The sequence below is a fragment of the Paenibacillus sp. FSL E2-0178 genome (assembly GCF_038593005.1).
Taxonomy (GTDB): domain Bacteria; phylum Bacillota; class Bacilli; order Paenibacillales; family Paenibacillaceae; genus Paenibacillus_AQ; species Paenibacillus_AQ phytohabitans.
Genome location: NZ_CP151953.1, coordinates 8,065,301 through 8,089,867 on the forward strand (window position 1 = coordinate 8,065,301; position 24,567 = coordinate 8,089,867).

Consider the following 24,567-nt stretch of genomic DNA (forward strand, 5'->3'; position numbering starts at 1 on the left):
AAGCATCCTTCCAAGATCATCTTATCTGACGAAAGGGGCATAGAATGAATCCGCAGGAATGGCCTGTGCGGCTCTACGCATATGCTCGTTCATTGCGGCGATGATCACTTTACCCGGCCAATGGTCCGGCAGCAGCTCATCCGGGAGATAGGGATCGGCCATAAACAGGCCGCTTAACTCCTCTCCCATCTGCAGATATAGCAGGAATAGCTGCAGCGGCTGACCCGCCTGGAGAGCTTCGTGCAAAGATGGAACGAATTCTTCCTGCAGCCAGTCCGATTTCTTCTGATATAAGGCTTCGATTTCATCCAGCTGCCAGATAGCTTGTGCTTTCTGTGGCGTAATGGATCCTTCCTGGAATTGGCCTTGCAGGATGGACACCTTGCCTTCCAGCTCCAGCTTCTGGATATATGCTGCGACTTCATCGCGATAGTTCCATGGTGAAATGTACACACTGTTATATAGAAGACCATAGCCCAGCTGGCCGAGCGCCGTACGGAACTGGTCGCGCTTCTTGCGTTCAGACTCAGGAACCTCCAGCATGACCACATCCCAGGTGTGATCCCACTTTTCCTGATACCGGGCGGGCTTGCTGTTAATCGCCTTAATGTAGGCGAGGCCCTCGGCAGTAACGTTGTACCAGGAGCGTGACGGGGAAGCGATATAGCCTTCTTTTTTCAGACGGGACAGGGCATTGCGGATATAGGTGGAGGTGTACCCCCTTTGCTCGTAAATCTCAACAAACTGCTGGGCGCCCATCTGCTCCACCTTGGACAACAGGAACAGCATGGTTTTCTCAACGGACAGCAATGTTCTTCACACCTCTCTTGACAGCTGGCAGAAATGAATATATCATAAAAACGAACGAACGTATTAAAAATAGTTATATTGTATTGGTTCACTAGCATGTCTGGTTTCAGAGCAGCTTGGTGTCATTGTAACGTAAACTTTGGGTTTTTGCACGATTTCAATCCCTTAAACCCATTGAATTTAGCAGCGAAGAGGAGAGAAAATCAATGAAAATTATCTACCATGGCCATTCCTGTGTTCAAATCGAGGTAAACGGCAAATCGCTGATTATCGATCCTTTTATTAGCGGCAATGCTGCAGCGGTGACGAAGGTTGAAGATATTAAGACAGATGCGGTGCTGCTGACTCATGCCCATATGGATCACATTCTGGATGCCGCGCCGATTGCCAAAAGTAATAATGTTCCGATTGTAGCTATTGTGGAGTTAGCCTCCTACCTGGAGGGTAAGGGCGCCCAGACGATTGGCATGAACATCGGGGGGACGGTGGATCTTGGTTTTGCCAAAGCGACGATGATCCATGCCTTCCACACCTCAAGTATTACACTTGAAGATGGACAAAGTATCTACGGCGGGACGCCTGCGGGCTTCATTATTGAAGCTGAGGGACGCACCATTCTGCATGCAGGGGACACCGGACTGTTCGGAGACCTGAAGATGTTCGGGGAGCTGTACGAGATTGATCTGGCCATTCTGCCGATCGGCGGACATTTCACCATGGGACCTGAGCATGCACTCATCGCCGCTAAGTGGCTGGGAGCGAGACATGTACTTCCGGTACACTACAATACCTTCCCGCCGATCCGTCAGGATGCAGGTGCTTTCGTTCAGGCGCTGGAAGAAGCGGGAATCAGAGGCTCGGCGCTTGGCTATGGTGAGACGCTGGAGCTGTAAGGTTGTATACAGAGGATTAAGGATGAACTAACTGATACGTGATTTAAAATGTAAAATGACTAAACAGCCGTTTTTTTGCTTCCGCAAAGAAACGGCTGTTGTTATATGGCGGATGATTTCTACTTGGCGAACCGGGACAGCTCCAGGTTGAATTTGTCGCGTTCGTCATAGAATAAGCCGTGTCCGCTGTTCTCGAAGGGGATCAGTACCGAATGACGGATTCCTTGATGCTGTGCCTCGGCCAACGGGAAGAAGCATACCTGATCATGAATACCGTGCAGAATCAGCGTAGGCACCTGTATCCGTGGGAGGTCATTAAACAACTCTTCCTCGAGCCAAGCCTTAGAGACAGCGATGGTGGACCAGCTTGCGGCCTCAAGCCCTAATTGGAAGAACCAGTCTGAGAACGGCTGGGATACTTTTTGATAGAAAAATATATCGCCGAAATCATGCAGCATCTTGGGCCGGTCCTTATAGGTAGCCTCAATGATCTGCTCAATAGCTTCTCTGGTCGTCCCGTAAGGGAAGCCCGGCCGCTGAATCAGACTGGGGGCTGCCGAAGCGAATAGCGCAAGCTTGGAGACACCATATCCCTGGTGCCGGGCCATATACCGGATCGCTACGGCTCCGCCGGTTGAATGTCCGCCGAGTGTAATATCCTGCAGTCCGAGTGCCCCGATCACACAGCGGATATCATCAGCTAAGCGGTTATAATCGTACCGGCCCAGCGGTTTATCCGAATTGCCGAATCCCCGCATGTCCATCCCGATGCAACGGTAGCCCATAGGCACCAGCTGGTTGTACTGATATTCGAACATCTGGTGGTTAGCAGGCCAGCCATGGACGAAGAGAATCGTTCTGCTGCCCAGCGGGTTGATATCATTAACATAAATCTTCACGTTCGGTTCGACTCTGATCCAATGCTCCATATAGCTTCCCTCATTTATCCGTTGTATGGTTTAATTGGTTTATATTATTCAGGTACCTGAGGAAAGTGCCTAGAATACAAGTATTTGGATTGACAGCAGCTGCATAATGACAAGCGAACAAGAATCAGTCAACAGAAAGGAAGATTCATAACCATGAATAATGTTCTAAGCAATATCCGCTGGAAAGAGCAAAGTGCGGAATATGAGGCGATTCTGCAAAGGGCAGATGAGGCGGTCATAACCCCGCTAGAGGGCGGGCTGGAAGCCGAGGTATACAGAGTTACACTGCCGGATACAGAGCTTGTGTTCAAAATATGGAACCGGGATTCACGGCCGGATATCTCTATTCAATATAAAGTGCTGGAGCAGATGTACCGGCAGGGCCGTGCGGTTTCGCGGCCTTATGCCTGGGGCTTGGACCCCGGGGACAATCAGGTGCTGTTAACCAGCTTTGATGGTGTGCCTCTCACGGAAGCGAATACCTCCGTTCTTACAGCCATAGCAGAAAATCTGCTGGATATACATAGGCTTCCAATAGATTCCTTAAGCAGTATAGAAGTACCCGCATATGATTTCGCAGATTACTTCTTCCCGGAGTGGGGAGGTCAGCCGGAGATCAGAAGGCTGGCGCTGGGGCTGGCAGACAAGGCTGGAATAACCTCGCATCATCTGATCCATGGAGACTATCATGCGGGCAATATCCTGGAGGCAGCCGGAGCCTACACCATTATAGACTGGACGAATGTCCAGCTGGGCGATCCGAGATATGATATAGCGTGGTCTATTCTAATTATCCGGGTCTATGCGGGGGAGCATTATGCAGAAGTCTACCGTTCAGCATTTCTTGCAACGAGCAGTTACACTGCAGCAGAGCTTGAACTATTCGAGGCGCTGGCTTGTCTGCGCTGGCTCCAGCTGTATAGAACTACTGGTATTCCGCTGCAGCCGGATACGCTTGCGATGATGCAGGCTATTCTGGATCGCAACGGGTATCTGCCGAAAGGTCTGCTCTAAAGGTGCCGTAAATGATATTGGAATTTGACTGTGGTATGATCAGGGCAGACAAGGTATCAATTTCAAATCGGGAGGCGGAAGCAGGGAATGAATACTAGAATGCTAGGCGGTAAGCTGCAGGTGTCTGCACTTGGACTCGGTTGCATGGGGATGTCCGATTTCTATAGCGGCCGGGATGAAGCGGAGTCCATCCGCACGATTCACCGGGCCATGGACCTGGGAGTTACTTTTCTGGATACGGCAGATATGTATGGTGTGGGACGGAATGAAGAGCTGGTCGGCAAAGCTGTCAAAGGCAAACGGAACGATCTTGTGCTGGCGACCAAATTCGGCAATGTACGCAGTCCGGAAGGGCAGATGCTCGGCATAAATGGCCGTCCGGAATATGTGAAGTCGGCTTGCGACGCCAGTCTCCTGCGGCTTGGCGTAGATCATATTGATCTATACTATCAGCACAGGGTAGATCCGAACACGCCAATTGAAGAAACCGTTGGCGCGATGGCCGATCTCGTTGCAGCAGGCAAAATCCGCTACATAGGGCTGTCTGAGGCAGGGCCCACTACCATCCGCCGCGCTCATGCCATTCATCCGGTAACGGCGCTGCAGACCGAATATTCCCTGTGGAGCCGTGAGGTGGAGGACAAAATTCTGCCGCTTGTCCGCGAGCTGGGCATTGGCTTCGTTCCGTACAGTCCTCTGGGGCGCGGTTTCCTGACCGGGCAGATTCAGAGCTTCGAGGATCTGGCCGAGGATGATTACCGCCGCAACTCCCCCCGTTTCCAGGGGGATAATTTCAAGAAGAATCTGGATCTGGTGGAACGTATCAAGCAGATTGCTGCCGGGAAGGGCTGCGAGCCCTCTCAGCTTGCGCTGGCCTGGCTGCTGAAGCAAGGGGAGGACATCGTGCCGATCCCGGGAACGAAACGGACGAAGTATCTGGAAGAGAACGTAGGTGCACTGGACATAGAGCTGACCGCTGAGGAGCTGCAGCAGATTGATGAGGCTGCGCCTCAAGGGGCTGCCTCCGGCATGCGTTATCCGGAGCAAAGTATGCGAAGCTTGAATCTGTAGCAGCTGCACTTAGGGAACCAGCTAAGAGTGTGCGTTGTATGATAAAAGAGGAGCCGCGTAAGGTATGCGGCTCCTCTTTTTTTTGGATGCGGTAATGTTAAGCTGCTGCCCATTAAGGGCAAGTTACTTATTGCGCTCTGGATTCTGCGGCTTCACGCGGGCGGGTCTGGATACCCAATTGCTGCGGTTCATCGGCTTCACCGTATCAATCCGCGGATTCGGAGTTTCCTCGGGGCTGATGCTCTCTGCCGCAGCCGTCTCTGCTGTACCTTCGGATTCTACGTTAGCGGGGGTCTTTTTGGACAGGCCGGCACCATTATGTTTGCCTCTGTTCCACACTTTGTTCTTGCTCATCGTTACACTCCATTTCTATTCACTTATGCATAAACCATATCATAAGACGGGAAGTTAAGAAAGAACCTGATGCAGCTATTAATAGTCGCAGAGAGTAACAATCCTTCAGGCAGAATAGTCTGCTGAGCTGTGAAAAATAACACTAAGCACAAAAAAACGCTTTTGACAAGTTATAAATTGTACTATTGGTTTACATAAAAGGTGACTATACTAGTATAGAATTGAAAGGAGAGCACTCTGATGCCCATCAAGATTATAACGGATAGCGGTTCCGATTTACCCCCAGATTACGTAGAGCAGTACGACATTTCTATTGTCCATTTGCCGGTTCATTTCGGACATGAACTCATGCCTTATGATACGGACGCGAAGACTTTTTATGCGAAGATGCATGAAGCGAAGGAATTGCCGACTACGGCGAGCCCAAGTCCACAGGTCTTCCTGGACAATTTCAAACAAGTGGAAGCAGGCACTGACATTATGGTCATCTGCATGTCCTCCAATATCAGCAGTACTTATCAGACCGCAATGATCGCCAAGGAGATGTACGAGGAAGAAGGACATCCGAATGCGATTGAAATTATAGATTCCAAGCTTTTTTCAGGCGGACTGACACTGATTGTGGCTATGGCAGCGAAATGGTCGCTGACGGCAGCAAGTCTGGCTGAATTGAAAGATAAAGTGATGCACAAGGTTGAAGAGACCACCGCTTATTTCACACTGGATACTCTGGAGAATGTGATCAAAGGCGGGCGGCTGAGCCGGATCTCCGGTGCCGTGGCTTCTGTACTGAACATTAAGCTGCTGCTGAAGATCAGCGATGAGGGAACTGTTGAAGTGGTCGAGAAGACCCGGGGACTTCCTAAGGCACTGAGTCATCTGCTGGCCAAGCTGGATCAGAAGCAGCATGATTATGAACAGGCGGTCATCGCCATCGTCCATAGCAATTGCGAGATGCTGGCGCTGGAAATTAAGGAGCGTATTCTGGAGAAGCATCCCTTCAAAGAAATTCTGCTGTCCACCATGGGACCTGTGATGGGTACATATGCAGGACAGGGCGGAATCGGCGTTGCTTTTTAGGCTGCTGCAGATTTAATGGAGAATAAGTGAATAGCTAAGCCGTATACAAGGACTTTCCGGTGTACGGCTTTTTAGTTTGCTTTGGTATAGAGGCGGAGGAATTACAGCAAGCGGGGTGGAGGGACGGCAGCGGGCTAGGCACCCTGGGCTGGGCATGTGCATAGAATGTAGCAAATCCATTTATACGGAGGTTAAACATTCATGTCGACATATCATAGTGGCCCGCAAACAGCGGTTATCTATCAGGCTGACCCTGCGGTGGTCCAGCATCTGCACGGTGTCCGCGATTCTCTGCACCAGTCCTGCAAGCCTTATTTGAACCATAATGTGAAGGTACAGACCATCGATGGACAGATGCATGAAGGCACCATTGCCGGCATGGACAGCAAACATCTGTACCTCACGGTGACTATAACTACAGAAACGGGACGCGGATACTACAATCCGTATTACAAGCCTTATCCAGGTCCAGGTTATCCGTATCCGGGGCCGGTGAATAATAATGTCATCCTGCCGCTGGTATTATTCGAACTGCTGGCAATTTCGTTAATCTGAGCCGGGTGCGGGCCGGAGAGTTGCCCGGATGCGTGCTTGACCGCTGCGGCTATTGTAATAAGTAGAGTAAGTAGAGGGAATAACCTGCTCATGCAAAAATAACCGGATCAGCATCTTGCCGATCCGGTTTTGTGATGCGGTTTCTGCAGCCCCATGCTTTGTGCGGGTGCTGCATGTAATAAGCTGCCGGATGATTTATCTGGCAGTTGAAGTGCTGCTGACCGGCTTCAGCGCAGAACCTGATGTGAGGTCAGGCTGGAGCCTGCAGGGTGGAATGCTGCGAAGTTCCCGGCAGTATTACTTATTTGCTGCCGGAATCACCGCTGCTGAGGCTGATGCTATCGGCTTGAGCTGTGCCTGATTTCAGCGTGTACTGGATGATGTCGCCTGCCTTGAGCGTGGACAAGGCGATCGTAGCCTCTGTACGCTTGCCATCGGTAAAAGTAATAGAGATAAGCTTCGTATCCGATGCCACCGTAATAACGGTGGTCTCTTCTGAGAAGCTCATCTGCGCGCCGCCCTGTCCCTGGGGCCTGCCGCCTTGGCCACCACCGCCTTGGCCGCCGCCTCCGGCTCCCGGCTCGGCGCTTGGTCTGCCCGAAGGCTCCGCGCCTTGCGGGCCTCCCGCGGGTGCTGCTCCATCCTGCGGAGCAGCGGATGGCGCTTCGGCTGTATACAGAGTAATCTTGCTGCCGCTGATACTCTTGATCTTGCCGAAGCTCATGGCGGCGCCGGGAGTCCTCCCGCCGCTGCCACCACCATCTGCGGCAGCTGGCTTCGCGCCAGCTGCCGGAGTTGCCGCGGGCTTCGCGTCCCCGGCAGGCTTGCTGCTAGCGCCCGCGCTGGCGCTGGGCGCAGGGGAAGTGCTGGCCGCAGGCTTCGCGCCAGCGGCCGGGGTTGCTGCCGGCTTCGCGCCCGCGGCAGCCCCCGGCTTGTCCGGCGCGCCTGCGGGAGCGCCGCCAGCACTGCCCGGAGCAGCGCCGCCCGCTGCTCCGCCTCCGGCATCCGCAGGCGCGTCGCCCCCGGGTGCTCCGCCTGCAGGCCCGCCGTCTGGGCCTCCGGCGGGCCGTTCGCCCGCCTTGCCGTCCTGCGGCGGGGCAGCCTGTCCGTCCGGCTTGGCACCCGGAGTCTGCTGCGGCTTCACGTCATCTCCCGGGCCGGGCAGCGGGAGAGGGCTGGCGCTGGCATCCGGCGCCGCCGTCAGCCCGCCCCCACCGGCAACAAATCCGCTCTGCAGCTCAATCCTTGAAGCAGTTAACGTACCTTCGGTCAGCGTGACTGTAAGGACGTCACCTGCTTGCAGATCTGCCAGAGTCAAAGCACCGGCAGCTGCTTCAGAAGAGGAGCCGGGTTCTGCGGTGCCGGACTGGACCACGTACTCCGTATTCTCATCCACTGTAATAACCACTGTCTCGTCAGTAAACTGGAGAGCGGGCGAAGAAGGACTGCTGCCTGCGCCACCGGCCTCACCCTCACCTGCGGCAGAACCGTCCACTTCATCTGCCGCATTACTCCCGCTACCCGTGTTACTGCCAGTTGATACAGCTGGCTCAGTGTCAGTTCCGACAGCTGTATCACCGATACTCCCGTCCGCCGCCGAAGTTGCAGCATCACTACTCCCGCCAGTTATATCACCGGTACTCCCGTCCGCCGCCGAAGTTGCAGCATTACTACTCCCGCCAGCTGTATCACCGGTACTCCCAGCGGCCGCCGAAGTTGCAGTATCACTACTCCCGCCAGTTGTACCACCAGTACTCCCAGCCGCAGAACTTTCCCCAGCACTGTTCCCGCTACCCGCCGCATCCACCCCGGCCGGATCAGCTTCAGCAACTCCGGGCTCTTGAATACCGCCTGATTGAGCCTTAAAGAGCGTAATTTCGTTTCCGCTGATGCTGATGATTTTTCCGGTGAAGCTCTGGACAGCGGCAGTTTCTGCACTATCCGGACTGGCTACCGGAATAGTCTCTTCCTGCGCCTTGTTGCCGCAGCCTGACAAGAGCAGTGCAGACAGCAGCATGCCTGTGCACAGGCATTTTGTTAATCTCGACATGATCTCTGGTCCTCCTAGACATAATGTGAGCCCAAGCCTGAATATATGTATTCGTACAAAGTTGCTTCAGGGCTATAGACTCTCAGTTTGTGAGCTTTTGCAGTGCCATCAAGCTTCGCTCATACCCTGCGTCATTAGCTGTGACTTCTCCGGCAAGCAAATGTTCTGAGATAATATACCAGCTGTTCCTGAAAGAAAAATGAAAGGTGCATGCTCACTGATTCGCTGATAACAGAAGTCTCGGGATTTCTCTCCAGAGCAATGATAGTTGGAAATAAGGCACTTATTACTCACGTCTCATGCTTTTTGCAGACTGTAGATGGAAATAAGGCACTTAATTCAACACATATTCCGATAATTACGATTTTGCATATCATTAAGTGTTGTTTTTCCAACTATTCCGGCGATAATAATGACTTCGCCAGTAATAGATGCTGTTTTTCCACTTAGTCCCAAATCAAGCTTCAGCGCGAACCCGAACCCGAACCCGAATCCGAATCCGAATCCGAACCCGAACCCGAACCCCAACCCCAACCCCAACCCCAACCCCAACCCGCCAGCACAAAAAAAACGCCCGCTGAATGTATCAGCGGACGGCGTATGAGTTTTACATAGTGACAACAGCGGTGATTTCTTCGTCCAGCTCCAGGCGTACATTTTCACGGTAAGCGCGGATGCCGTATTCGCTGTGCAGATAACGCAGAATCGATTCAATCAAATTGGATTCGACCAGGAACTGGCTGCGGCCCTGAACCCAGACCTCTGCAGTGTAGCCGGTGTCTTCATCCCAGCTAAGCTCCACCCGGACTTCCTCCACCCGTACAGCTTTGCGTTCAGCCATATGCAGGCAGATTGCATTGATAATCTCATCCATACTGAGTACGGTAACACTCATTAGTAGCGCCCGTCTCTTTCCTGCATTCTGCGCCGTTCCTGTCTGCGCCGGAAGAAGGACATGATCATCATAACGACAAGATAAATGGCCAGCATGTTAATGAAGAGGCCGATGATATTGCCGAAAGCGCCCATGCCGGAGAACATTCCGCCGAAGAGGAAGCCGGCGATCCCGCCGATCATCAGGCCTTTCATCAGGCTGCCGCCGCTGAAGAATCCGCGGTTTGCATTCGTTGTGCTTCCGGCTGTGGTGCCTTTGGTGCTATCACTTTGTTTCACATTGTTTGTTGTTGATTTCTTTGGGGTAGTGGTGAATCCCCGGCTACCCGATTTGAAGCCGCCGCCACGGCGGGCATCTGCAAAGTCAGGAGCAGTTACGGCAAAGAACAGAGTGAAGGCCATGACGATCATCATTACACGTTTCATTGATTTCATTTAGTACGAGAACCTCCCAGAAGTGTGGTAAATACAGACATTCCAGAATCTGCAGCGGACAAAACCATTCTTTTAACGATTAGCATCCGTCTTGTTCACATTAGTTTCTGTGTGTCTGCCCGGTAATACGCAGGTTATCCTCAGGAGGTTTCAATTTTTAATAATCACAAATAGAAATGTTAACTGGCTTCAAGGTTCCGGCAGGCAAAAAAAAGTGCGTGGATCCAGGATCCACGCAAACAGCAGTTTCAGAGAGTTGCCTTATGCTCCGCGTATCCATCCGAGACAAGCTCAAGCGCTCCGGTTGCCGGATCGATGATCATGCCGTGAATAGGTACGTTTGGGGGGAGTAAGGGATGGCGCTTGATCAGCTCCACAGTCTGAATTACCCCTTCCTCCACATTGTCAAACCCGCGCAGCCATTTGGTCAGCTTAATTCCCGAATTCTCCAAAGTATCGAGCACCTGCTCCGAAACACCGCGTTCCTTAATAGAATTGATCATCCGGTCCGCATTTAGGGAGGCCATGCCGCATTCATAATGCCCGACGACGATAACTTCATCCGCATCCAGCTCATACAGCGCAACCATTACGCTGCGCATTACGCTTCCGAACGGCTGGGAGATGACGGCTCCGGCATTTTTGATGATTTTGACATCACCGTTCTTGAAATTCATCGCTTTGGGCAGAAGCTCAACTAACCGGGTATCCATGCAGGTGATGATCAGCATTTTTTTATCCGGAAAGCGGCTGGTCAGATAGGCTTCGTATTCTTTTTCCTCAACAAAATGCTTGTTAAATTTCATAATTTCTGTGACCTGACTCATGAGCATGCTGCCTCCTCAAAGTTAAATGATAATAGACTTCTTCTGAAATCCCCTCGTACAGCCCCCCCTTGGGAAGCTTACGCAATAAGTTGTTATCCATTCTACATCTTCTTGCCGCGAACTTAAAGTCAGTAATCAGAATTCCCCGGGTTCACGGTATTCATTAGAATATAAGTATTTCAAATTGAAGATGTCTATTCTGAATTTGATTATAGCCATTAATAAAAGTATCATCAAGAGGAGTGGATAAATTAGACAAGGGCAGGTGCTCAACCAATGGAACAATTGGTCAAAGAAGAGTGGGATAAATTTAAAGAGCTATTATCCAAAATCAGAGGCTATTATGAAGCTATTGGGCTCCTGGGCTGGGATTTGCGTACAGGTGCGCCGCGTAAAGGTGTGGAGATGCGATCAGCCACGCTTGGCATGCTGAGTGCAGAAGCGTTCAAACTGCAGGTATCGGAGGAGATCGGTGCTTTTACCGAATTCTTCAGCCGTCCGGAAGTGATGAGCCAGTTAAGCGATAATGAGAACAAGATCGTGAAGGATACCCGCAAAGAGTACAGCCGCAGTAAGAGCATTCCTTCCAAAAAATTCGAGGAGTACTCTGTCCTGACCGCCCATGCCCAGACCATCTGGGAAGAAGCCAAGGATAACAATGATTTTGCCTCCTTCGAGCCGTACCTGACCAAGATTGTTGAGTTCAAACAGGAGTTCATCGATTATTGGGGAGTAGAAGGCTCACGTTATGATACGCTGCTGGATATGTATGAACCGGATCTGACGGTGGCCAAAGTGGACGACATCTTCAGCCGTCTGCGCAGCCGTCTTGTTCCTCTTGCCGAAGCGATCAGCGCGTCGCCGAACAAGCCGGATACGGAATTCCTGAGTCAGATTTTCCCCAAAGAGCAGCAGGAGAAGTTCGGCCTCTTCCTGCTTGAGCAGATGGGCTACGACTTTGAGGCAGGACGTCTGGATGAAAGTGTACATCCGTTCGCTACGGGCCTGAATCCCGGCGATGTACGCATCACAACAAACTATCTGCTGGATAATGTGACGAGCTCGATCTTCAGCTCATTGCATGAGGGCGGACATGCCCTGTACGAGCAGAATTTCGGTGAAAAGATTATCGGTACACCGCTGGCTCAAGGCGCATCCATGGGGATTCACGAGTCCCAGTCCAGACTATGGGAGAATATGATCGGCCGCAGCCGGGCCTTCTGGCAGCGTTACTACGGCGATCTGCAGCAGCATTTCCCGGAACAGCTTGCTAATGTGGAAATGGAGGATTTCTACCGCGCCATCAACAGTGTAGGCAATTCCTTCATCCGCATCGAAGCCGATGAGCTGACTTATAACCTGCATATTATTGTACGCTACGAAATCGAGAAGCTTATTTTCAACGAAGGGCTTGAAGTGAAGGATCTGCCGAAGACCTGGAACGCGAAGTATCAGGAATATCTCGGTATAACCCCTCCTACGGATGCGCTTGGCGTACTGCAGGATGTTCACTGGTCGGGAGGAGACTTCGGATATTTCGCTTCTTATTCACTGGGCAACATGTACGCGGCCCAAATGCTGAATACGCTGCGTAAGGAGCTGCCGGAGTTCGAGGAGCTGATTGCTGCCGGGAACCTGCTGCCGATCAAAGAATGGCTCACCGACAAAATCTACCGCTACGGTCAGAGCCTGACACCCTCGCAGATTATCGAGCAGGTAACAGGGGAACCGCTGAACCCGGATTATCTGGCGGATTATCTGGAAGCAAAGTACACTGACCTGTACAAGCTGTAAACGGAGAAGTATTCCTTGCGGCTGCCGTAAGCTGGAAGGACCTCAGGGAAAGAGCTATAATAGAAGGAAACCGCAAATGGAAGGAATAGTGGGATGGCTAATACTCACACTTACAGCCGCAAGGAAGAGGTTGCGAACGCGATTACACACGGGATTGGTGCAGTATTAAGTATTGCTGCGCTGGTTCTGCTGGTCGTATATGCTGTCCAGAATGGTACGGCCTGGCATGTTGTCAGTTTCTCCATATATGGGGTAACTATGCTGCTGCTGTATTTTAATTCAACAATGGTGCATAGTCTCAGGGACGGCAAGGCGAAGGACTTCTTTGAATTCCTCGACCACTCTTCAATTTATTTATTTATCGCCGGAACGTATACACCCTTTATGCTGGTGGCGATCCGGGGGCCGCTGGGCTGGACTTTATTCGGAATCGCCTGGGGAGTAGCGGTATTCGGCGTCTTTTTCAAAGCTTTTTTTGTCAAAAAGTTCCTGTTCATGTCGACCATATTCTACATCGCCATGGGCTGGATGATCGTGATCGCCTGGAGCCCTCTGTCTGAGGTTGTGGCCAGCGGCGGCATGACTCTGTTGATGGTAGGCGGTCTGCTGTACACGCTTGGCACAGTTTTTTATGTGTGGCGCGGCTTCCCGTACCATCATGCCATCTGGCATTTGTTCGTGCTTGCAGGGACGATTCTTCACTTCTTCGTTGTATTCTTATACATCCTGCCGATTCACTAAGCAGGCCGGAATTTACCTCCGAAATGCCGGTTTCGGGCAAAGAAAAAGATGACAAGCAAAAAGGCTTGACATCTTTCTTTGTTTTCGGTATCATAAGGGACGTTGTGAAGCTGTAAAGTGTTTTTCCTTGACGAAGGGAGTGCCCTTAATGAGTCAGGAGAATAGGCTCGAGAAAACCAACCGGATCAACCTGCTATTTGCTTTCTACGAACGGCTGCTTACTGACAAGCAGCAAACGTTTCTCAAATATTATTTCCACGATGATTTCTCCCTGGGAGAGATTGCTGCGGAATTTGAAATCAGCCGTCAAGCTGTGTATGAGCATATTAAGCGGGCGGAGCAAGTTCTTGAGAATTATGAAGAGAAGCTTGGACTGCTGTCCAAACATGAAGACCGCAACAGATATTTAGAAGAACTGCGCAGACTGCCGGACAATGGGATGCTGCCTGAGCAATATAAACTGCGGTTCACGGACATCGTGGATCGTTTGCAGAGGTTAGAGTAGCATGAAGGGAGCAAGCCGCATATGGCATTTGAAGGTTTAACCGGAAGATTGCAGAATGTGTTCAGCAAACTGCGCGGCAAAGGGAAAGTATCCGAAGAAGACGTAAACGAAGCCATGCGCGAAGTGCGGCTGGCCCTTCTGGAAGCCGATGTTAACTTCAAAGTCGTCAAGGACTTCGTGTCCAAGGTGAAAGAGAAGTCCGTCGGCAAGGAAGTGATGGACAGCTTCACGCCAGGCATGGTCATTATCGACATCGTTAACAAGGAACTGACTGAGCTGATGGGCGGAAGCCAGGCGAAGCTGGCGAAGTCGAACAAGCCGCCGACCGTCATTATGATGACAGGTCTGCAAGGTGCGGGTAAGACAACCACTTCGGGTAAGCTGGCGAAGCTGCTGCAGAAGGGCAATCACCGCCCGCTGCTCGTAGCGGCTGACATCTACCGTCCTGCGGCGATCAAGCAGCTGCAGGTGCTGGGAGAGCAAATCAAGGTTGCGGTCTTCTCGCTGGGTGATCAGACAAGTCCGGTGGAAATCGCCAGACAAGGTGTTCAGCATGCGAAGGACAATAACCTCGATTATGTCATTATCGATACCGCAGGCCGCCTGCATATTGATGAAGAGCTGATGGAAGAGCTGAAGCAGATCCATAACGTCGTAACTCCTGACGAAGTGCTGCTTGTAGTCGATGCCATGACCGGTCAGGATGCCGTGAATGTGGCTGACAGCTTCAACAAGCAGCTGGAGCTTACTGGCGTAGTGCTGACGAAGCTTGATGGTGACACCCGTGGTGGTGCCGCGTTGTCCGTCAAGGCCGTAACCGGCTGCCCGATCAAATTCGCTGCTCTTGGCGAGAAGATCGACGCGCTGGAGCCGTTCCATCCGGAACGTATGGCATCACGGATACTCGGCATGGGCGACATGCTGTCGTTGATCGAGAAGGCTCAGGCCAATATCGATACCGAGAAAGCGAAGGAAATGGAACGTAAGATGCGTAATGCGGAATTTACGTTCGATGATTTCCTGGAGCAGATGGATCAGGTCAAGAAGCTTGGCCCGATCGACCAGATTCTTGATATGCTGCCTGGCATGAACAAAGCCAAGGGCATGAAGGATCTGAAGGTTGATGATAAGCAGATGGGACGCGTCGAAGCCATTGTTCATTCCATGACCAAGGCCGAGAAGGCCCAGCCTGAGATCATCAACCACAACCGCCGCAAGCGTATTGCTGCCGGCAGCGGTACCAACGTCGCCGAGGTTAATCGGCTCATCAAGCAGTTTGATGAAATGCGCAAGATGATGAAGCAGTTCTCCGGCATGATGGGCGGCGGAGGCAAGGGCGGCAAGAAGAACGCCATGAAGCAGCTTAAAGGCCTTGGCGGCAAGGGCGGTATGAAGTTCCCTTTCCGTTGATCTCTAATCTTTGATTTTTTAAGTTTCTTATCCTTTATGGTTTACCATAGATCAGATATAGTACAACATCAGATGATCGAGAATGGTTTTGATCTTAATCTTTTGACGTAGTCCTTAAATCTCTTCCCTGTATCAAGGTAACGCCGCAGTTAAGCGTATCCCGCAGGGAGGAAAAGCGGTCTTACCCCGAACATCTCAAGGTCCCGCCAGTCTGAACGCCTACGCTAGTTGCACTTAGCCGGGTGTCCAGAGGGCAGAGCCCTTGGGGCCCTCCCTTGGAAGGGAGGGTTTGGGAGGGATCGAAAAAGGTTTGTCCCAAAGGTTAATAATAATTCCGATATTCTTATAAGGAGGTGAATTTCGTGGCAGTACGTATTCGTTTGAAAAGAATGGGAGCACATAAAGCGCCTTTCTACCGTGTAGTGGTTTCCGATTCCCGGTCCCCTCGTGACGGTCGTTTTATCGAGGAAATCGGTTATTATAATCCGATTGAAGTACCGGCAGTCGTTAAGATTGATGAGGAAAAAGCTCTTAAATGGCTTCAAACAGGTGCACAAGCATCTGATACCGTCCGCAACCTGCTTTCTAAGGCTGGCGTGATGAAGAAGTTCCATGAGCTGAAGCAACAGAAATAATGACTGATTGCGAGGGTCCTCTATGGAAGAATTAGTTGGTGTTATTGCTAAGGCTTTAGTGGATCATCCAGAGGATGTGACCGTACGGACCGTGGAGAAGGATCACCTGATTGTCTATGAGCTCTCCGTACATCCTGATGATGTCGGTAAGGTCATCGGCAAGCAGGGGCGGATCGCCAAAGCGCTTCGTACCGTAGTTACATCTGCAGCAGTCAAGAGCGATAAACGCGTTACCGTAGATATTTTATCTTAAGTGTGCGTACAATGAGGGGCTAGGGATAGTATATCCCGGCTCCTTTTTGTTGAAATATATAGATATTCGAAACTTGTCAAAGGAGAGGATCACATGACGGAAGAGTTAACAGTAGGCAGACTGGTGAATACCCACGGTATCCGCGGAGAGGTCAAAATCCTGTCGCATACCGATTTCCCGGAAGTGCGCTTTGCACCCGGCAAAAAGCTGCTGCTGATTCCGGCGGACGGAAGCCCGAGATTCGAGGTGACGGTAGAATCCGCGAAAGAACACAAAGGTATGTATATAGCCAAGCTGAAGGGCTATACCAATATTAATGAGGTTGAGAAATATAAGGGCAGTATGCTTAAAGTGCCAAGCGATGACCTGGTGGAACTGCCGGAGAATGAATATTATTTCCACCAAATCGTTGGCTGTGAAGTGTACACCGATGAAGACGCCAGCCAGCCGCTGGGTACAATCACGGAGATTCTGCAGCCGGGTGCCAATGATGTCTGGGTGGTGAAGCCGGCCAAAGGCCAGGATATTCTGATTCCGGTCATCAATGATGTAGTGCTTGACGTAGATATCGAGGCCAAAAAAATCACGGTGCACATTATGGAGGGGCTGCTTCCATGATCCGGATTGATGTGCTGACACTCTTTCCGGAAATGTGTGAAGGTGTATTCGGCACAAGCATACTCGGCAAAGCCCGTGACAAAGGCATCGTATCACTGAATGCGGTGAACTTCCGTGATTTCTCAGGAAACAAGCATAACAGCGTGGATGATACGCCGTATGGCGGAGGCGGAGGGATGGTGCTTAAGCCAGACCCGATCTTTGCGGCGGTAGAGCATGTGCTGGCCGAGACCAGCGCTGAAGCAGGTGCGGCTGAATCCGCTATAGACCCGCCGGTGAAGCCGCGGATTATTCTCATGTGTCCGCAGGGCCAGACGTATAATCAGCAGATCGCCGAGGAGCTGGCGCAGGAGCAGCATCTGATCTTCATCTGCGGCCATTATGAAGGCTATGATGAGCGGATCCGCGAGCATCTGGTGACGGACGAGCTTTCGATTGGCGACTATGTACTGACCGGCGGTGAATTGCCTGCCCTGACTGTCATTGACTCGGTCGTGCGGCTGCAGCCGGGGGCGCTGGGTAACGAGACCTCTGCAGTAACCGACTCCTTCAGCACGGGGCTTCTGGAATATCCGCATTATACCCGTCCTGCAGAATTCCGCGGCTGGAAAGTGCCGGATATGCTTCTAAGCGGACATCATGCCAACATTGAGGTGTGGCGGCGTGAGCAGGCGCTGCAGCGCACACTTGAGCGCAGACCGGACCTGCTGAAGACAGCAGAGCTTTCTGCGAAAGACAAGCTGACACTGAAGCGGCTGCAGGAGCAGACAAGCCTGAATAACAAATAAATGAAATTTGGGCCCGGAGAAGAGTCATAGATAGCGTCTTTTTAACGTATATTACGTTAGGGAGGCGTTTTTTGCTATGTGCTGAGAAGTGGAGACTGATCAAATCCATAGAATAAATTAGCAGACACAGAAGATTCACACAAAAATAAGAGCGGATGTGCGTTAATGCCCTTTTTTTAGGGTAATGAATAGAGGTGCCGCGATCAGACATGCAGCTTTAGACGCAGCTAGCTTAATTATCGAAAGGAATGACTGAAAGTGACTACGAATACGCATGAACCCTTCAAGCCAGCCGTGGACACTGTCCACAAGGAGGCGGAGCCGCTCCGCACAGTAAGCGATATTATTGATTTCTATAAGAATCGTAAATCGTAACCCTCTAACTCAAGGAATGAACAAGACCCTGGCAGCAGGTTCCATAGGCTCAGTGATACTGTAGCAGAGCACACAAATAACCGCTAAAGACAGACGGACCTAAGGTACGCTGGCTTTAGCGGTTATTTATTTCGTGATGGAGTGTAGAGAAACAGATCTATAGACATAAACTAACCCGTCTACGTTCTGATCCCATAAAAAAAGACCGTCCGTAGACGGTCTTTCTACCCGAGGCGCTAGTTTGTTACTTTGATCCGTATCCCGCGCCACCAGGGCCAGTGATTCAGCCGTTGGTCCGGGTAAGGGATACGTTCAGCATGTCATGCTTGATGTGAACGCACCTCCTTTCCTTGTGCCAAGAGTATAGCATAGCTTATATGAAAAATCCATAAAATTTGAATAATAGTTTAAAAATAAATATAAAATGTACTTCTGCGGAATATATAAAATATAACCAGGAAGTAACCGCTTTCCGGCATAATGTTAAAAGAAGGCGCGTATCTTATTTCGAAGGCAGGCATACATAGATGTCGGGGTATAGCGCAGCCAGGTAGCGCGCATCCTTGGGGTGGATGAGGCCGCAGGTTCGAATCCTGTTACTCCGATCAAAAAACACTTCCGTCAGGGCCGTAAGCTCTGTGGAAGTGTTTTTAACTTTTATACGAATAACGCCGGTTAAGCTCTGCCCCTGTCCCTATCCTGGCGGGTAAGCATGATGATCCCGGTGACCAGCGAATATACAGCAACAACCATAAGCAGTACAATAGCCCAAGTGTAATTGCGCACCGTGTAGGTGAGCGATGTGAATATGATGAACCAGGCGATACGAAGTACTCCTTCATTAATGAAACGTCTGCCTGCTGTGCTCATGATTCCTGCCTCCTTATGAATTGTAGATTAATGTTCACAATCGTAAGCGCTTCAATTCGTATTATTATCTTAATAATACCCCTTTTCTTCGGAAAATGATACACAATGTTCACAAGTTCTTGATTTCACAGCTAAAATAATTATAGACATTTGCCGCGTGGCTATTGCCGTTACCGGCTTATCCCTCCCCTCATAAGATACAGAAACACGATTGAGGAGGAATCAGCAGATGGAAGCTTATTATAACTGTCTCCATTGCAAAAATAAGCGGGTGCGTATTATGACCAATGACGGCAAACGTCATGAAGGAATTATTGTAGATGTGGACCAGAACAATGTGTACCTGAAAACAAAAGGAAACGGCAAAATGAAAACTTCGGCATTTTATCCGGGAGGCTCGGGGAATTATTATGGAGGGTACTTCGGCTATGGCAGCGAAATCCTTACACTCAGCCTGTTTACATTGCTGGCCATTGCGCTGATCTGATAAGAGCACAAATTAAAAAGTGGGCTCCTGGAAAACAGGAACGCCCACTTTTCTAATTATTAACGGATATTGCTCCAATCTGGGTAGTTAGCGTTACCAGCGGACCGCCGCCGTTATAATCCTGCTTGCCGCCTGTAGCGCCGGCTATATGCCCCAGCTCACTCTCAGCTTCCACAGTACATTGCACTGAACTGGCAAGATCGGCGGATATTTTACCTATATCGCTTGTAGCCTTAAGACTGCTGCCGCTATCCATTCCGGATATACCAAGCTCGATACTTCCTGTATTAGACTTAATAGAAGATTTGCCTGTGAAAACAGTATCCTGAAGGATGATGCTTCCGACATTGCTGACGATATCAAAGGTACCCTGCAGACCGCGGAGCTGTGTGGAGCCTACATTAGAATTGATCTCAACATAGTTCACTGTATCCGGAAGCTCAACTACATAATTAATACTGAAGTCTGAATGCCCGTATTCCTTCTGTGACCAGTCCCAAAGATTCTTCTTCGGGCTATCCTCCCCGTGAGTGGAAACGGTCAGCACGCCACTTTTATGTTCAATCGATACTTCAGCGTGGTCAAGTACCTCGGAAGCGTCGTCGTTAGACGAACGATCATGGACAACAATGGTGGCTTTGACAACAATCTCGTCCCCGGAAGCGGGAACTAAGCTGACTTCACCCAGAATATTATCAAGCTTAAATTCAGAGGCTGAACCTGCCGGCAGGGAGGTGGAGAATTCTCTGCTGATACCCTTATCATTAATCTTTTGTTCAATCCTGTCCGTTGTCGTCTGGACTGCATCTCCTAGCGTGACGGTTGCCTTGCCGATGCTCTGCTTAACCGCCTCTGCGGCTTCCTGCTGGAAGTTTCCGGACAGACGCTGCTCCAGCTGATGATCTGCCGCCTCTTTGCCGGGAAGTTCCTTGCATCCTGCCAGTAAAGCGATGGAGAAGACGGCTACTGCTGCAATAATTGCGGTGTTGTGATTTTTCTTCAATATATATACCCTCCTGAAGGTTAGTGATTTGCTTATGTATATTTAATATTATATATTATGGAAAATATATGGATAACGGGCTGGCGGCGGGTTGCTGTACTGGACCATAGTCCAGTAAGCCTGTTGACTACATTTTGATGAAGCAATATGTTAAACTAGCGTTAGATCTAAAGACCGGAATAATCAATCCTGGCAGCTGGAACAGACCGGCATAGAAGGTAAGGCGGAACCAGGTCTGTTTACTATTTTGACTGATGAAGTCAGAGGAGCGGATGAGCCAAATGCAATATGCGGCGGTCTTCATTATTTTGTTGGTTGGTGCAGTTGTTTATGTAATTTCCCGCAACCGGATGAACAGGGAGCAGCCTGAGGCACCAAGAACGGTTAAAGCCAGCAACGTAATATCTATGGAAGGGCACCGCAAGGCTAAGCAGAATGCTGCAGATCAGCTTTGTTCTTCCTGTAAGAAGAAAAACGGCAAGCTGGTTTTTTATGCCCAGGATAACGGAAGTGTGGTCGGACTCTGCAAGGATTGCAAGGTCAAAGCGAAGAAAAGGGATATGCTGCCACTCTAAACAAGTAGAAACGCTATGTCGTCCTTAACAGGACGGTACCGTTTCAGCGAGAACTAGAAGGGGAATTTATAGTGCGAAGCATATATATTCTTCTATTTTGGATTTTATACTTGTCTTTATTTCTGCCGTGTGGTAATATTATTTCTGTTGTGTGGAATACGGTGGTCCTCTGCGGATAATGAGGGAGAGCAATGGCTCTCCGGAAGAGGCAAGAACACCTGTACGGAAGGAGGAAGTCCTAAATGAATATCCTACAAGCAATTACGCAAGAGCAACTTCGCAAAGATATCCCGAGTTTTCGCCCGGGTGACACTTTGAAGGTGCATGTAAAAGTTATCGAAGGAACTCGTGAACGGATCCAGTTGTTCGAAGGCGTTGTAATCAAACGTCGCGGCGGTGGTATCGGTGAGACTTTTACAGTTCGTAAAATCTCTTATGGTGTTGGTGTGGAAAGAACATTCCCAATCAACTCCCCTAAGCTCGAGAAAATCGAAGTGGCTCGCCGTGGTAAAGTTCGTCGTGCGAAGCTGTACTATCTTCGTGAACTTCGCGGTAAAGCTGCAAGAATTAAAGAAATCCGTCGCTAGAATAGCGGCAAGTGAAAGGGGCTTGAAATCAAGCCCCTTTCGTTTATTCTTACTATGTAATCAAAACATTCAACTAAGAAATATGTGCCTTAGGAACAGCTTCTCCGAAAAGGCCTCCTGAAGGAGTAATCGCGGGGGAGTTTTTGGTAGGAGTTTTTTTGTATTGTATAGTGGAGATAACAACATATGGAGAGGACGGTGAACTATGCAGCAGGATTTGCAGCCAGGGCAAGGCGAGATTACAGAATCTAACAGCCAGAGCCCCCAGAAGCCTAAGAATGAAGTCCTGGAATGGATTAAAGCGATTGCGATTGCATTGGTTCTGGTTATTCTAATACGCTGGCTTTTGTTCAAACCGTTTATCGTGGACGGACCTTCCATGCAGCCTAACTTCCATACTGGCGAACGGGTTATTGTTAATGAAATTCTCTATGATATACGTACACCTCAGCGTGGTGAAGTCATCGTATTCCATGTGCCGTCTGAAGGCAGAGACTTCATTAAACGTGTCATCGGTGTAGCGGGCGATACGGTAAAAGTTGAAGGGGATGTCGTAACTGTGAACGGCGAACCGGTAAATGAAACGTATATCCAGGGCGCAATTGATGATGCGCATAATAACAACTCTTTGTACAACAATAAGAACTTCCCGAATGAAGATTTTACGGATGGCACAGTGCCCGAAGGACATGTGTTTGTGATGGGGGACAACCGCTCAGACAGTACAGACAGCCGGATGATCGGTTATGTGCCACTGGGTGATATTGTCGGCCGTGCGGACCTTATTTTCTGGCCGGTCAAAGATATTACATTAATTAACCATTAAGCTGACAGAAGTCAAAGGAGGTGACGGCAATGGCCATTCAATGGTTTCCTGGTCATATGACGAAGGCTAGACGGCAAATTGAGGATAAGCTGAAGCTGATTGATATTGCAATAGAACTGCTTGATTCCCGTCTGCCGCTTTCCAGCCGCAATCCGATGATTGACGATATTTTGCGGGATAAGCCAAGGCTGATTATTCTGAATAAAGCGGATCTGGCCGATCCGGAAGCAACGCGCAAGTGGCTTGCTTACTTCAAGGAACAGGGCCATGTTGCCTATCCTGTGGATGCTTCTACCGGGACAGGCATTAAGGAGATTCCTGAGCAGGTCAAGCTGCTGCTGAAGGAAAAGATTGACCGGCAGATTTCCAGGGGAATTAACCCGCGGGCAATGCGCGCATTGATCGTCGGTATTCCCAACGTAGGCAAATCGACACTCATTAACCGGATGGCGGGCAGAAGTATCGCGATTACCGGAGACCGTCCAGGGGTCACCAAGGGCCAGCAATGGATTAAGACAGGCGGGAATCTGGAGCTTCTGGATACCCCGGGTATCCTCTGGCCGAAGTTCGAGGACCAGGTGGTAGGCTATAAGCTGGCGGTAACCGGAGCGATCAAGGAAGAAATCCTGAACATTGAGGATATCGCGTTCTATGCGGTGAAATATCTGGTGAAGGATTACGGCAGCCGGTTCCAGGAGCGTTTTGGTATCGACAAGCTGCCTGAGGATCTGGAGAACCCGGACGAAATCGTTGCCGTGATGGAAGCGGTAGGACGTAAACGGGGCTGTCTGCTCAGCGGCGGACGCGTAGATCTGGAGAAAGCTTCACGCGCACTCCTGCATGAACTGCGCGCCGGCAAGCTTGGACGTTTTACGCTGGAGACGCCTTAACTTAAGAACGAATTGTGGAATGGAAGAGCCATCCGTGTTTGTGGACTGGCTCTTTTTTGCGTGGCAGCACGGGGAGTTGGCGATGAGGGTGAATGCGGAGAAATGTTGTACTTAATGCAACTTTGGGTTATGCACAACTGGGTATTCTGCTGGATTGTTGTAGGAAATACAACAATAATCCCGTTAAGTCGCTTGGAGGAGGGAAAATGCTGCAATCCATACAACATTTTTGGATTGGAGCGGAAATAATGAAGGGAATGTTGTATTTCGTGCAGGAATGTTAATTGGGAGACTGTTACGATGCAGCGGTTAACCCGGCTATTTAATGGCAAGCAAGGCTAGATAGCAACGCAAAAGAATAACGAAAGCGAAAAGAAGTGTTTTGGACTTGCAGGAGCGACAGAGGGCAATTGTGTTAACCAGTTTCAACTGCGGATAGAGGATTAGATCAAGTAAACCTGTGTTACCAAGCGGCCGGAAATTCAAATATTCACCGCAGGGACGATTGAGCTTCAAGTCAAAAAATCATTATAATGACGGATGACCATAATGGCCGCTTATGTTAAGCTGGCTAGTAGAGGAACCGGATAAATTGTTGATTGGCAGGTGGATAGAAGTGAGCACGATAGATATGCTGTTGTATGAAAAAGAAGGCTGGGAATTGTCTTACCAGCACATTGCCGGTGTCGATGAAGTGGGCCGGGGCTGCTTGTTCGGGGATGTGGTGGCTGCTGCGGTAATTTTGCCGGCCCGGCTGATTATTGAGGGTGTGGATGATTCCAAGAAGCTGACGGCCAAGAAGCGTGATGCCTTGTATGAGATTATTATGGATCAGGCACTGGCGGTAAGTGTAGGGCATGTAGAATCGACGGTGATTGATGAAATAAATATTAAGCAGGCTTCGCGTCTGGCTATGCGCAAGGCGGTTGAAGGATTAATCCAGCAGCCTGATTATATGCTGATTGATGCAGAGAAAGTGGACTTGCCTTTGCCGCAGCGTTCGATCATCAAGGGGGATGCCAGCAGCCAGTCGATTGCTGCCGCTTCGATTGTAGCTAAGGTTACACGCGACCGGCTCTGTGAAGGCTTGTGGGAGGAATTATACCCGGATTACGGGATCAAATTACATAAAGGATATGCAACCAAGCTGCACCGGGAACAGATCAAGACGCTGGGTGTAACGCCTATGCACCGGCGCAGCTTCATCGGTAATATTCTTGCCGAGCAGCAGACATTGTTCTAAGGACATACGCAGTTATCAAAAGGACAGATAATTCCGATATTATATAGAAGAGACA

General features: G+C 50.2%; 28 protein-coding genes and 1 tRNA gene. 20 read left to right on the forward strand and 9 right to left on the reverse strand.

All coding sequences use genetic code 11. The features are described 5' to 3' along the window. Nucleotides 1-21: 21 nt before the first annotated feature. Nucleotides 22-810 carry a PaaX family transcriptional regulator C-terminal domain-containing protein gene (locus MHI42_RS34820; RefSeq protein WP_342422156.1) on the reverse strand — a complete coding sequence of 263 codons (789 nt, stop codon included), beginning with the start codon at nt 808-810 and terminating at the stop codon, nt 22-24. 206 nt (nt 811-1,016) lie between these two features. Here MHI42_RS34820 and MHI42_RS34825 point away from each other — a divergent pair, with 206 nt between their 5' ends. Next, nucleotides 1,017-1,703 (forward strand): metal-dependent hydrolase, encoded by a 687-nt coding sequence (locus MHI42_RS34825; RefSeq protein WP_342422157.1) that lies wholly within the window; start codon nt 1,017-1,019, stop codon nt 1,701-1,703. 119 nt (nt 1,704-1,822) lie between these two features. Here MHI42_RS34825 and MHI42_RS34830 read toward each other — a convergent pair whose 3' ends face one another. Continuing rightward, the gene (locus MHI42_RS34830) at nt 1,823-2,632 is read right to left on the reverse strand and encodes an alpha/beta hydrolase (RefSeq protein WP_342422158.1); all 810 of its coding nucleotides are present in this window, start codon (nt 2,630-2,632) and stop codon (nt 1,823-1,825) included. A 153-nt stretch (nt 2,633-2,785) separates the two neighbouring features. Here MHI42_RS34830 and MHI42_RS34835 point away from each other — a divergent pair, with 153 nt between their 5' ends. Further along, nucleotides 2,786-3,646 (forward strand): aminoglycoside phosphotransferase family protein, encoded by an 861-nt coding sequence (locus tag MHI42_RS34835; protein WP_342422159.1) that lies wholly within the window; start codon nt 2,786-2,788, stop codon nt 3,644-3,646. An 87-nt stretch (nt 3,647-3,733) separates the two neighbouring features. After that, nucleotides 3,734-4,717 (forward strand): aldo/keto reductase, encoded by a 984-nt coding sequence (locus MHI42_RS34840; RefSeq protein ID WP_342422160.1) that lies wholly within the window; start codon nt 3,734-3,736, stop codon nt 4,715-4,717. 123 nt (nt 4,718-4,840) lie between these two features. Here MHI42_RS34840 and MHI42_RS34845 read toward each other — a convergent pair whose 3' ends face one another. Further along, nucleotides 4,841-5,071, reverse strand: a complete 231-nt coding sequence (locus MHI42_RS34845) for a hypothetical protein (RefSeq protein WP_342422161.1) — start codon at nt 5,069-5,071, stop codon at nt 4,841-4,843. A 240-nt stretch (nt 5,072-5,311) separates the two neighbouring features. On the opposite strand from MHI42_RS34845, the gene MHI42_RS34850 reads away from it, so the two are divergent. Both MHI42_RS34850 and MHI42_RS34855 read left to right on the forward strand, forming a co-directional pair. Then, nucleotides 5,312-6,151: a DegV family protein gene (locus tag MHI42_RS34850; RefSeq protein ID WP_171716111.1), complete on the forward strand. Its 840-nt coding sequence runs from the start codon at nt 5,312-5,314 to the stop codon at nt 6,149-6,151. Between the two features lie 201 nt (nt 6,152-6,352). After that, nucleotides 6,353-6,706, forward strand: a complete 354-nt coding sequence (locus tag MHI42_RS34855; RefSeq protein WP_042138203.1) for a hypothetical protein — start codon at nt 6,353-6,355, stop codon at nt 6,704-6,706. A gap of 301 nt (nt 6,707-7,007) precedes the next feature. On the opposite strand, the gene MHI42_RS34860 is transcribed toward MHI42_RS34855, so the two are convergent. The 4 genes from MHI42_RS34860 to MHI42_RS34875 form a co-directional block, all read right to left on the reverse strand. After that, nucleotides 7,008-8,756 carry a hypothetical protein gene (locus MHI42_RS34860; RefSeq protein WP_342422162.1) on the reverse strand — a complete coding sequence of 583 codons (1,749 nt, stop codon included), beginning with the start codon at nt 8,754-8,756 and terminating at the stop codon, nt 7,008-7,010. 607 nt (nt 8,757-9,363) lie between these two features. Then, nucleotides 9,364-9,651, reverse strand: coding sequence for a YxcD family protein (locus MHI42_RS34865; RefSeq protein ID WP_039309385.1), 288 nt, complete (start codon nt 9,649-9,651; stop codon nt 9,364-9,366). Next, nucleotides 9,651-10,076: a membrane protein gene (locus MHI42_RS34870; protein ID WP_039309423.1), complete on the reverse strand. Its 426-nt coding sequence runs from the start codon at nt 10,074-10,076 to the stop codon at nt 9,651-9,653. Before MHI42_RS34870 ends, MHI42_RS34865 begins: the two co-directional genes overlap by 1 nt. Before the next feature lie 257 nt (nt 10,077-10,333). Then, nucleotides 10,334-10,912, reverse strand: coding sequence for a carbonic anhydrase (locus MHI42_RS34875; protein WP_039309384.1), 579 nt, complete (start codon nt 10,910-10,912; stop codon nt 10,334-10,336). A gap of 276 nt (nt 10,913-11,188) precedes the next feature. Between MHI42_RS34875 and MHI42_RS34880 the strand changes: the two genes are divergently transcribed. The 9 genes from MHI42_RS34880 to MHI42_RS34920 all read left to right on the forward strand — a co-directional run bounded on the left by MHI42_RS34880 (nt 11,189) and on the right by MHI42_RS34920 (nt 18,636). Next, complete coding sequence (locus tag MHI42_RS34880) at nt 11,189-12,706, forward strand: carboxypeptidase M32 (RefSeq protein WP_171716109.1); 1,518 nt, start codon at nt 11,189-11,191, stop codon at nt 12,704-12,706. Between the two features lie 93 nt (nt 12,707-12,799). Next, entirely contained in the window at nt 12,800-13,447 is a 648-nt protein-coding gene (locus MHI42_RS34885; protein ID WP_039309379.1) for a hemolysin III family protein, read from the forward strand. A 148-nt stretch (nt 13,448-13,595) separates the two neighbouring features. Beyond that, the gene (locus tag MHI42_RS34890) at nt 13,596-13,952 is read left to right on the forward strand and encodes a putative DNA-binding protein (protein WP_039309377.1); all 357 of its coding nucleotides are present in this window, start codon (nt 13,596-13,598) and stop codon (nt 13,950-13,952) included. Nucleotides 13,953-13,973: 21 nt separating this feature from the next. Then, complete coding sequence (gene ffh, locus MHI42_RS34895) at nt 13,974-15,362, forward strand: signal recognition particle protein (RefSeq protein ID WP_342422163.1); 1,389 nt, start codon at nt 13,974-13,976, stop codon at nt 15,360-15,362. Between the two features lie 362 nt (nt 15,363-15,724). Beyond that, a complete protein-coding gene (gene rpsP / locus MHI42_RS34900; RefSeq protein ID WP_019910363.1) occupies nt 15,725-15,997 on the forward strand; it encodes a 30S ribosomal protein S16 in 273 nt (90 codons plus the stop codon). A 22-nt stretch (nt 15,998-16,019) separates the two neighbouring features. Then, nucleotides 16,020-16,250, forward strand: coding sequence for a KH domain-containing protein (locus tag MHI42_RS34905; protein WP_019910364.1), 231 nt, complete (start codon nt 16,020-16,022; stop codon nt 16,248-16,250). Between the two features lie 93 nt (nt 16,251-16,343). Next, nucleotides 16,344-16,868 (forward strand): ribosome maturation factor RimM, encoded by a 525-nt coding sequence (rimM, locus tag MHI42_RS34910; RefSeq protein ID WP_042237185.1) that lies wholly within the window; start codon nt 16,344-16,346, stop codon nt 16,866-16,868. Further along, complete coding sequence (gene trmD, locus MHI42_RS34915) at nt 16,868-17,656, forward strand: tRNA (guanosine(37)-N1)-methyltransferase TrmD (protein WP_342424861.1); 789 nt, start codon at nt 16,868-16,870, stop codon at nt 17,654-17,656. The genes rimM and trmD overlap by 1 nt, the downstream gene beginning before the upstream one ends. Nucleotides 17,657-18,562: 906 nt before the next feature. Further along, nucleotides 18,563-18,636: transfer RNA gene (locus MHI42_RS34920), tRNA-Pro, on the forward strand. Between the two features lie 70 nt (nt 18,637-18,706). On the opposite strand, the gene MHI42_RS34925 is transcribed toward MHI42_RS34920, so the two are convergent. After that, nucleotides 18,707-18,901 (reverse strand): hypothetical protein, encoded by a 195-nt coding sequence (locus MHI42_RS34925; RefSeq protein ID WP_039309369.1) that lies wholly within the window; start codon nt 18,899-18,901, stop codon nt 18,707-18,709. Between the two features lie 229 nt (nt 18,902-19,130). On the opposite strand from MHI42_RS34925, the gene MHI42_RS34930 reads away from it, so the two are divergent. Then, nucleotides 19,131-19,388, forward strand: a complete 258-nt coding sequence (locus MHI42_RS34930) for a hypothetical protein (protein WP_171716108.1) — start codon at nt 19,131-19,133, stop codon at nt 19,386-19,388. 52 nt (nt 19,389-19,440) lie between these two features. Here MHI42_RS34930 and MHI42_RS34935 read toward each other — a convergent pair whose 3' ends face one another. After that, nucleotides 19,441-20,391, reverse strand: coding sequence for a hypothetical protein (locus MHI42_RS34935; RefSeq protein ID WP_342422164.1), 951 nt, complete (start codon nt 20,389-20,391; stop codon nt 19,441-19,443). Between the two features lie 254 nt (nt 20,392-20,645). Between MHI42_RS34935 and MHI42_RS34940 the strand changes: the two genes are divergently transcribed. From MHI42_RS34940 to MHI42_RS34960, 5 genes are all read left to right on the forward strand, one after another. Next, nucleotides 20,646-20,966, forward strand: a complete 321-nt coding sequence (locus MHI42_RS34940; RefSeq protein WP_342422165.1) for a hypothetical protein — start codon at nt 20,646-20,648, stop codon at nt 20,964-20,966. 242 nt (nt 20,967-21,208) lie between these two features. After that, nucleotides 21,209-21,553 carry a 50S ribosomal protein L19 gene (rplS, locus tag MHI42_RS34945; protein ID WP_039309361.1) on the forward strand — a complete coding sequence of 115 codons (345 nt, stop codon included), beginning with the start codon at nt 21,209-21,211 and terminating at the stop codon, nt 21,551-21,553. A gap of 205 nt (nt 21,554-21,758) precedes the next feature. Then, nucleotides 21,759-22,379: a signal peptidase I gene (gene lepB / locus MHI42_RS34950; RefSeq protein WP_171716106.1), complete on the forward strand. Its 621-nt coding sequence runs from the start codon at nt 21,759-21,761 to the stop codon at nt 22,377-22,379. A 29-nt stretch (nt 22,380-22,408) separates the two neighbouring features. Then, a complete protein-coding gene (gene ylqF, locus MHI42_RS34955) occupies nt 22,409-23,269 on the forward strand; it encodes a ribosome biogenesis GTPase YlqF (protein ID WP_039309356.1) in 861 nt (286 codons plus the stop codon). 631 nt (nt 23,270-23,900) lie between these two features. Next, the gene (locus MHI42_RS34960; protein WP_342424862.1) at nt 23,901-24,512 is read left to right on the forward strand and encodes a ribonuclease HII; all 612 of its coding nucleotides are present in this window, start codon (nt 23,901-23,903) and stop codon (nt 24,510-24,512) included. Nucleotides 24,513-24,567: the final 55 nt, after the last annotated feature.

Excerpts from the sequence above, each read along its gene's own strand:
- MHI42_RS34825 (WP_342422157.1), top strand. The coding sequence starts at position 1,017 with ATGAAAATTATCTACCATGGCCATTCCTGTGTTCAAATCGAGGTAAAC.
- MHI42_RS34830 (WP_342422158.1), bottom strand. The coding sequence starts at position 2,632 with ATGGAGCATTGGATCAGAGTCGAACCGAACGTGAAGATTTATGTTAAT.
- MHI42_RS34835 (WP_342422159.1), top strand. The coding sequence starts at position 2,786 with ATGAATAATGTTCTAAGCAATATCCGCTGGAAAGAGCAAAGTGCGGAA.
- MHI42_RS34840 (WP_342422160.1), top strand. The coding sequence starts at position 3,734 with ATGAATACTAGAATGCTAGGCGGTAAGCTGCAGGTGTCTGCACTTGGA.
- MHI42_RS34845 (WP_342422161.1), bottom strand. The coding sequence starts at position 5,071 with ATGAGCAAGAACAAAGTGTGGAACAGAGGCAAACATAATGGTGCCGGC.
- MHI42_RS34850 (WP_171716111.1), top strand. The coding sequence starts at position 5,312 with ATGCCCATCAAGATTATAACGGATAGCGGTTCCGATTTACCCCCAGAT.
- MHI42_RS34855 (WP_042138203.1), top strand. The coding sequence starts at position 6,353 with ATGTCGACATATCATAGTGGCCCGCAAACAGCGGTTATCTATCAGGCT.
- MHI42_RS34860 (WP_342422162.1), bottom strand. The coding sequence starts at position 8,756 with ATGTCGAGATTAACAAAATGCCTGTGCACAGGCATGCTGCTGTCTGCA.
- MHI42_RS34865 (WP_039309385.1), bottom strand. The coding sequence starts at position 9,651 with ATGAGTGTTACCGTACTCAGTATGGATGAGATTATCAATGCAATCTGC.
- MHI42_RS34870 (WP_039309423.1), bottom strand. The coding sequence starts at position 10,076 with ATGAAACGTGTAATGATGATCGTCATGGCCTTCACTCTGTTCTTTGCC.
- MHI42_RS34875 (WP_039309384.1), bottom strand. The coding sequence starts at position 10,912 with ATGAGTCAGGTCACAGAAATTATGAAATTTAACAAGCATTTTGTTGAG.
- MHI42_RS34880 (WP_171716109.1), top strand. The coding sequence starts at position 11,189 with ATGGAACAATTGGTCAAAGAAGAGTGGGATAAATTTAAAGAGCTATTA.
- MHI42_RS34885 (WP_039309379.1), top strand. The coding sequence starts at position 12,800 with ATGGCTAATACTCACACTTACAGCCGCAAGGAAGAGGTTGCGAACGCG.
- MHI42_RS34890 (WP_039309377.1), top strand. The coding sequence starts at position 13,596 with ATGAGTCAGGAGAATAGGCTCGAGAAAACCAACCGGATCAACCTGCTA.
- ffh (WP_342422163.1), top strand. The coding sequence starts at position 13,974 with ATGGCATTTGAAGGTTTAACCGGAAGATTGCAGAATGTGTTCAGCAAA.
- MHI42_RS34905 (WP_019910364.1), top strand. The coding sequence starts at position 16,020 with ATGGAAGAATTAGTTGGTGTTATTGCTAAGGCTTTAGTGGATCATCCA.
- rimM (WP_042237185.1), top strand. The coding sequence starts at position 16,344 with ATGACGGAAGAGTTAACAGTAGGCAGACTGGTGAATACCCACGGTATC.
- MHI42_RS34925 (WP_039309369.1), bottom strand. The coding sequence starts at position 18,901 with ATGAGCACAGCAGGCAGACGTTTCATTAATGAAGGAGTACTTCGTATC.
- MHI42_RS34930 (WP_171716108.1), top strand. The coding sequence starts at position 19,131 with ATGGAAGCTTATTATAACTGTCTCCATTGCAAAAATAAGCGGGTGCGT.
- MHI42_RS34940 (WP_342422165.1), top strand. The coding sequence starts at position 20,646 with ATGAAGTCAGAGGAGCGGATGAGCCAAATGCAATATGCGGCGGTCTTC.
- rplS (WP_039309361.1), top strand. The coding sequence starts at position 21,209 with ATGAATATCCTACAAGCAATTACGCAAGAGCAACTTCGCAAAGATATC.
- lepB (WP_171716106.1), top strand. The coding sequence starts at position 21,759 with ATGCAGCAGGATTTGCAGCCAGGGCAAGGCGAGATTACAGAATCTAAC.
- ylqF (WP_039309356.1), top strand. The coding sequence starts at position 22,409 with ATGGCCATTCAATGGTTTCCTGGTCATATGACGAAGGCTAGACGGCAA.
- MHI42_RS34960 (WP_342424862.1), top strand. The coding sequence starts at position 23,901 with ATGCTGTTGTATGAAAAAGAAGGCTGGGAATTGTCTTACCAGCACATT.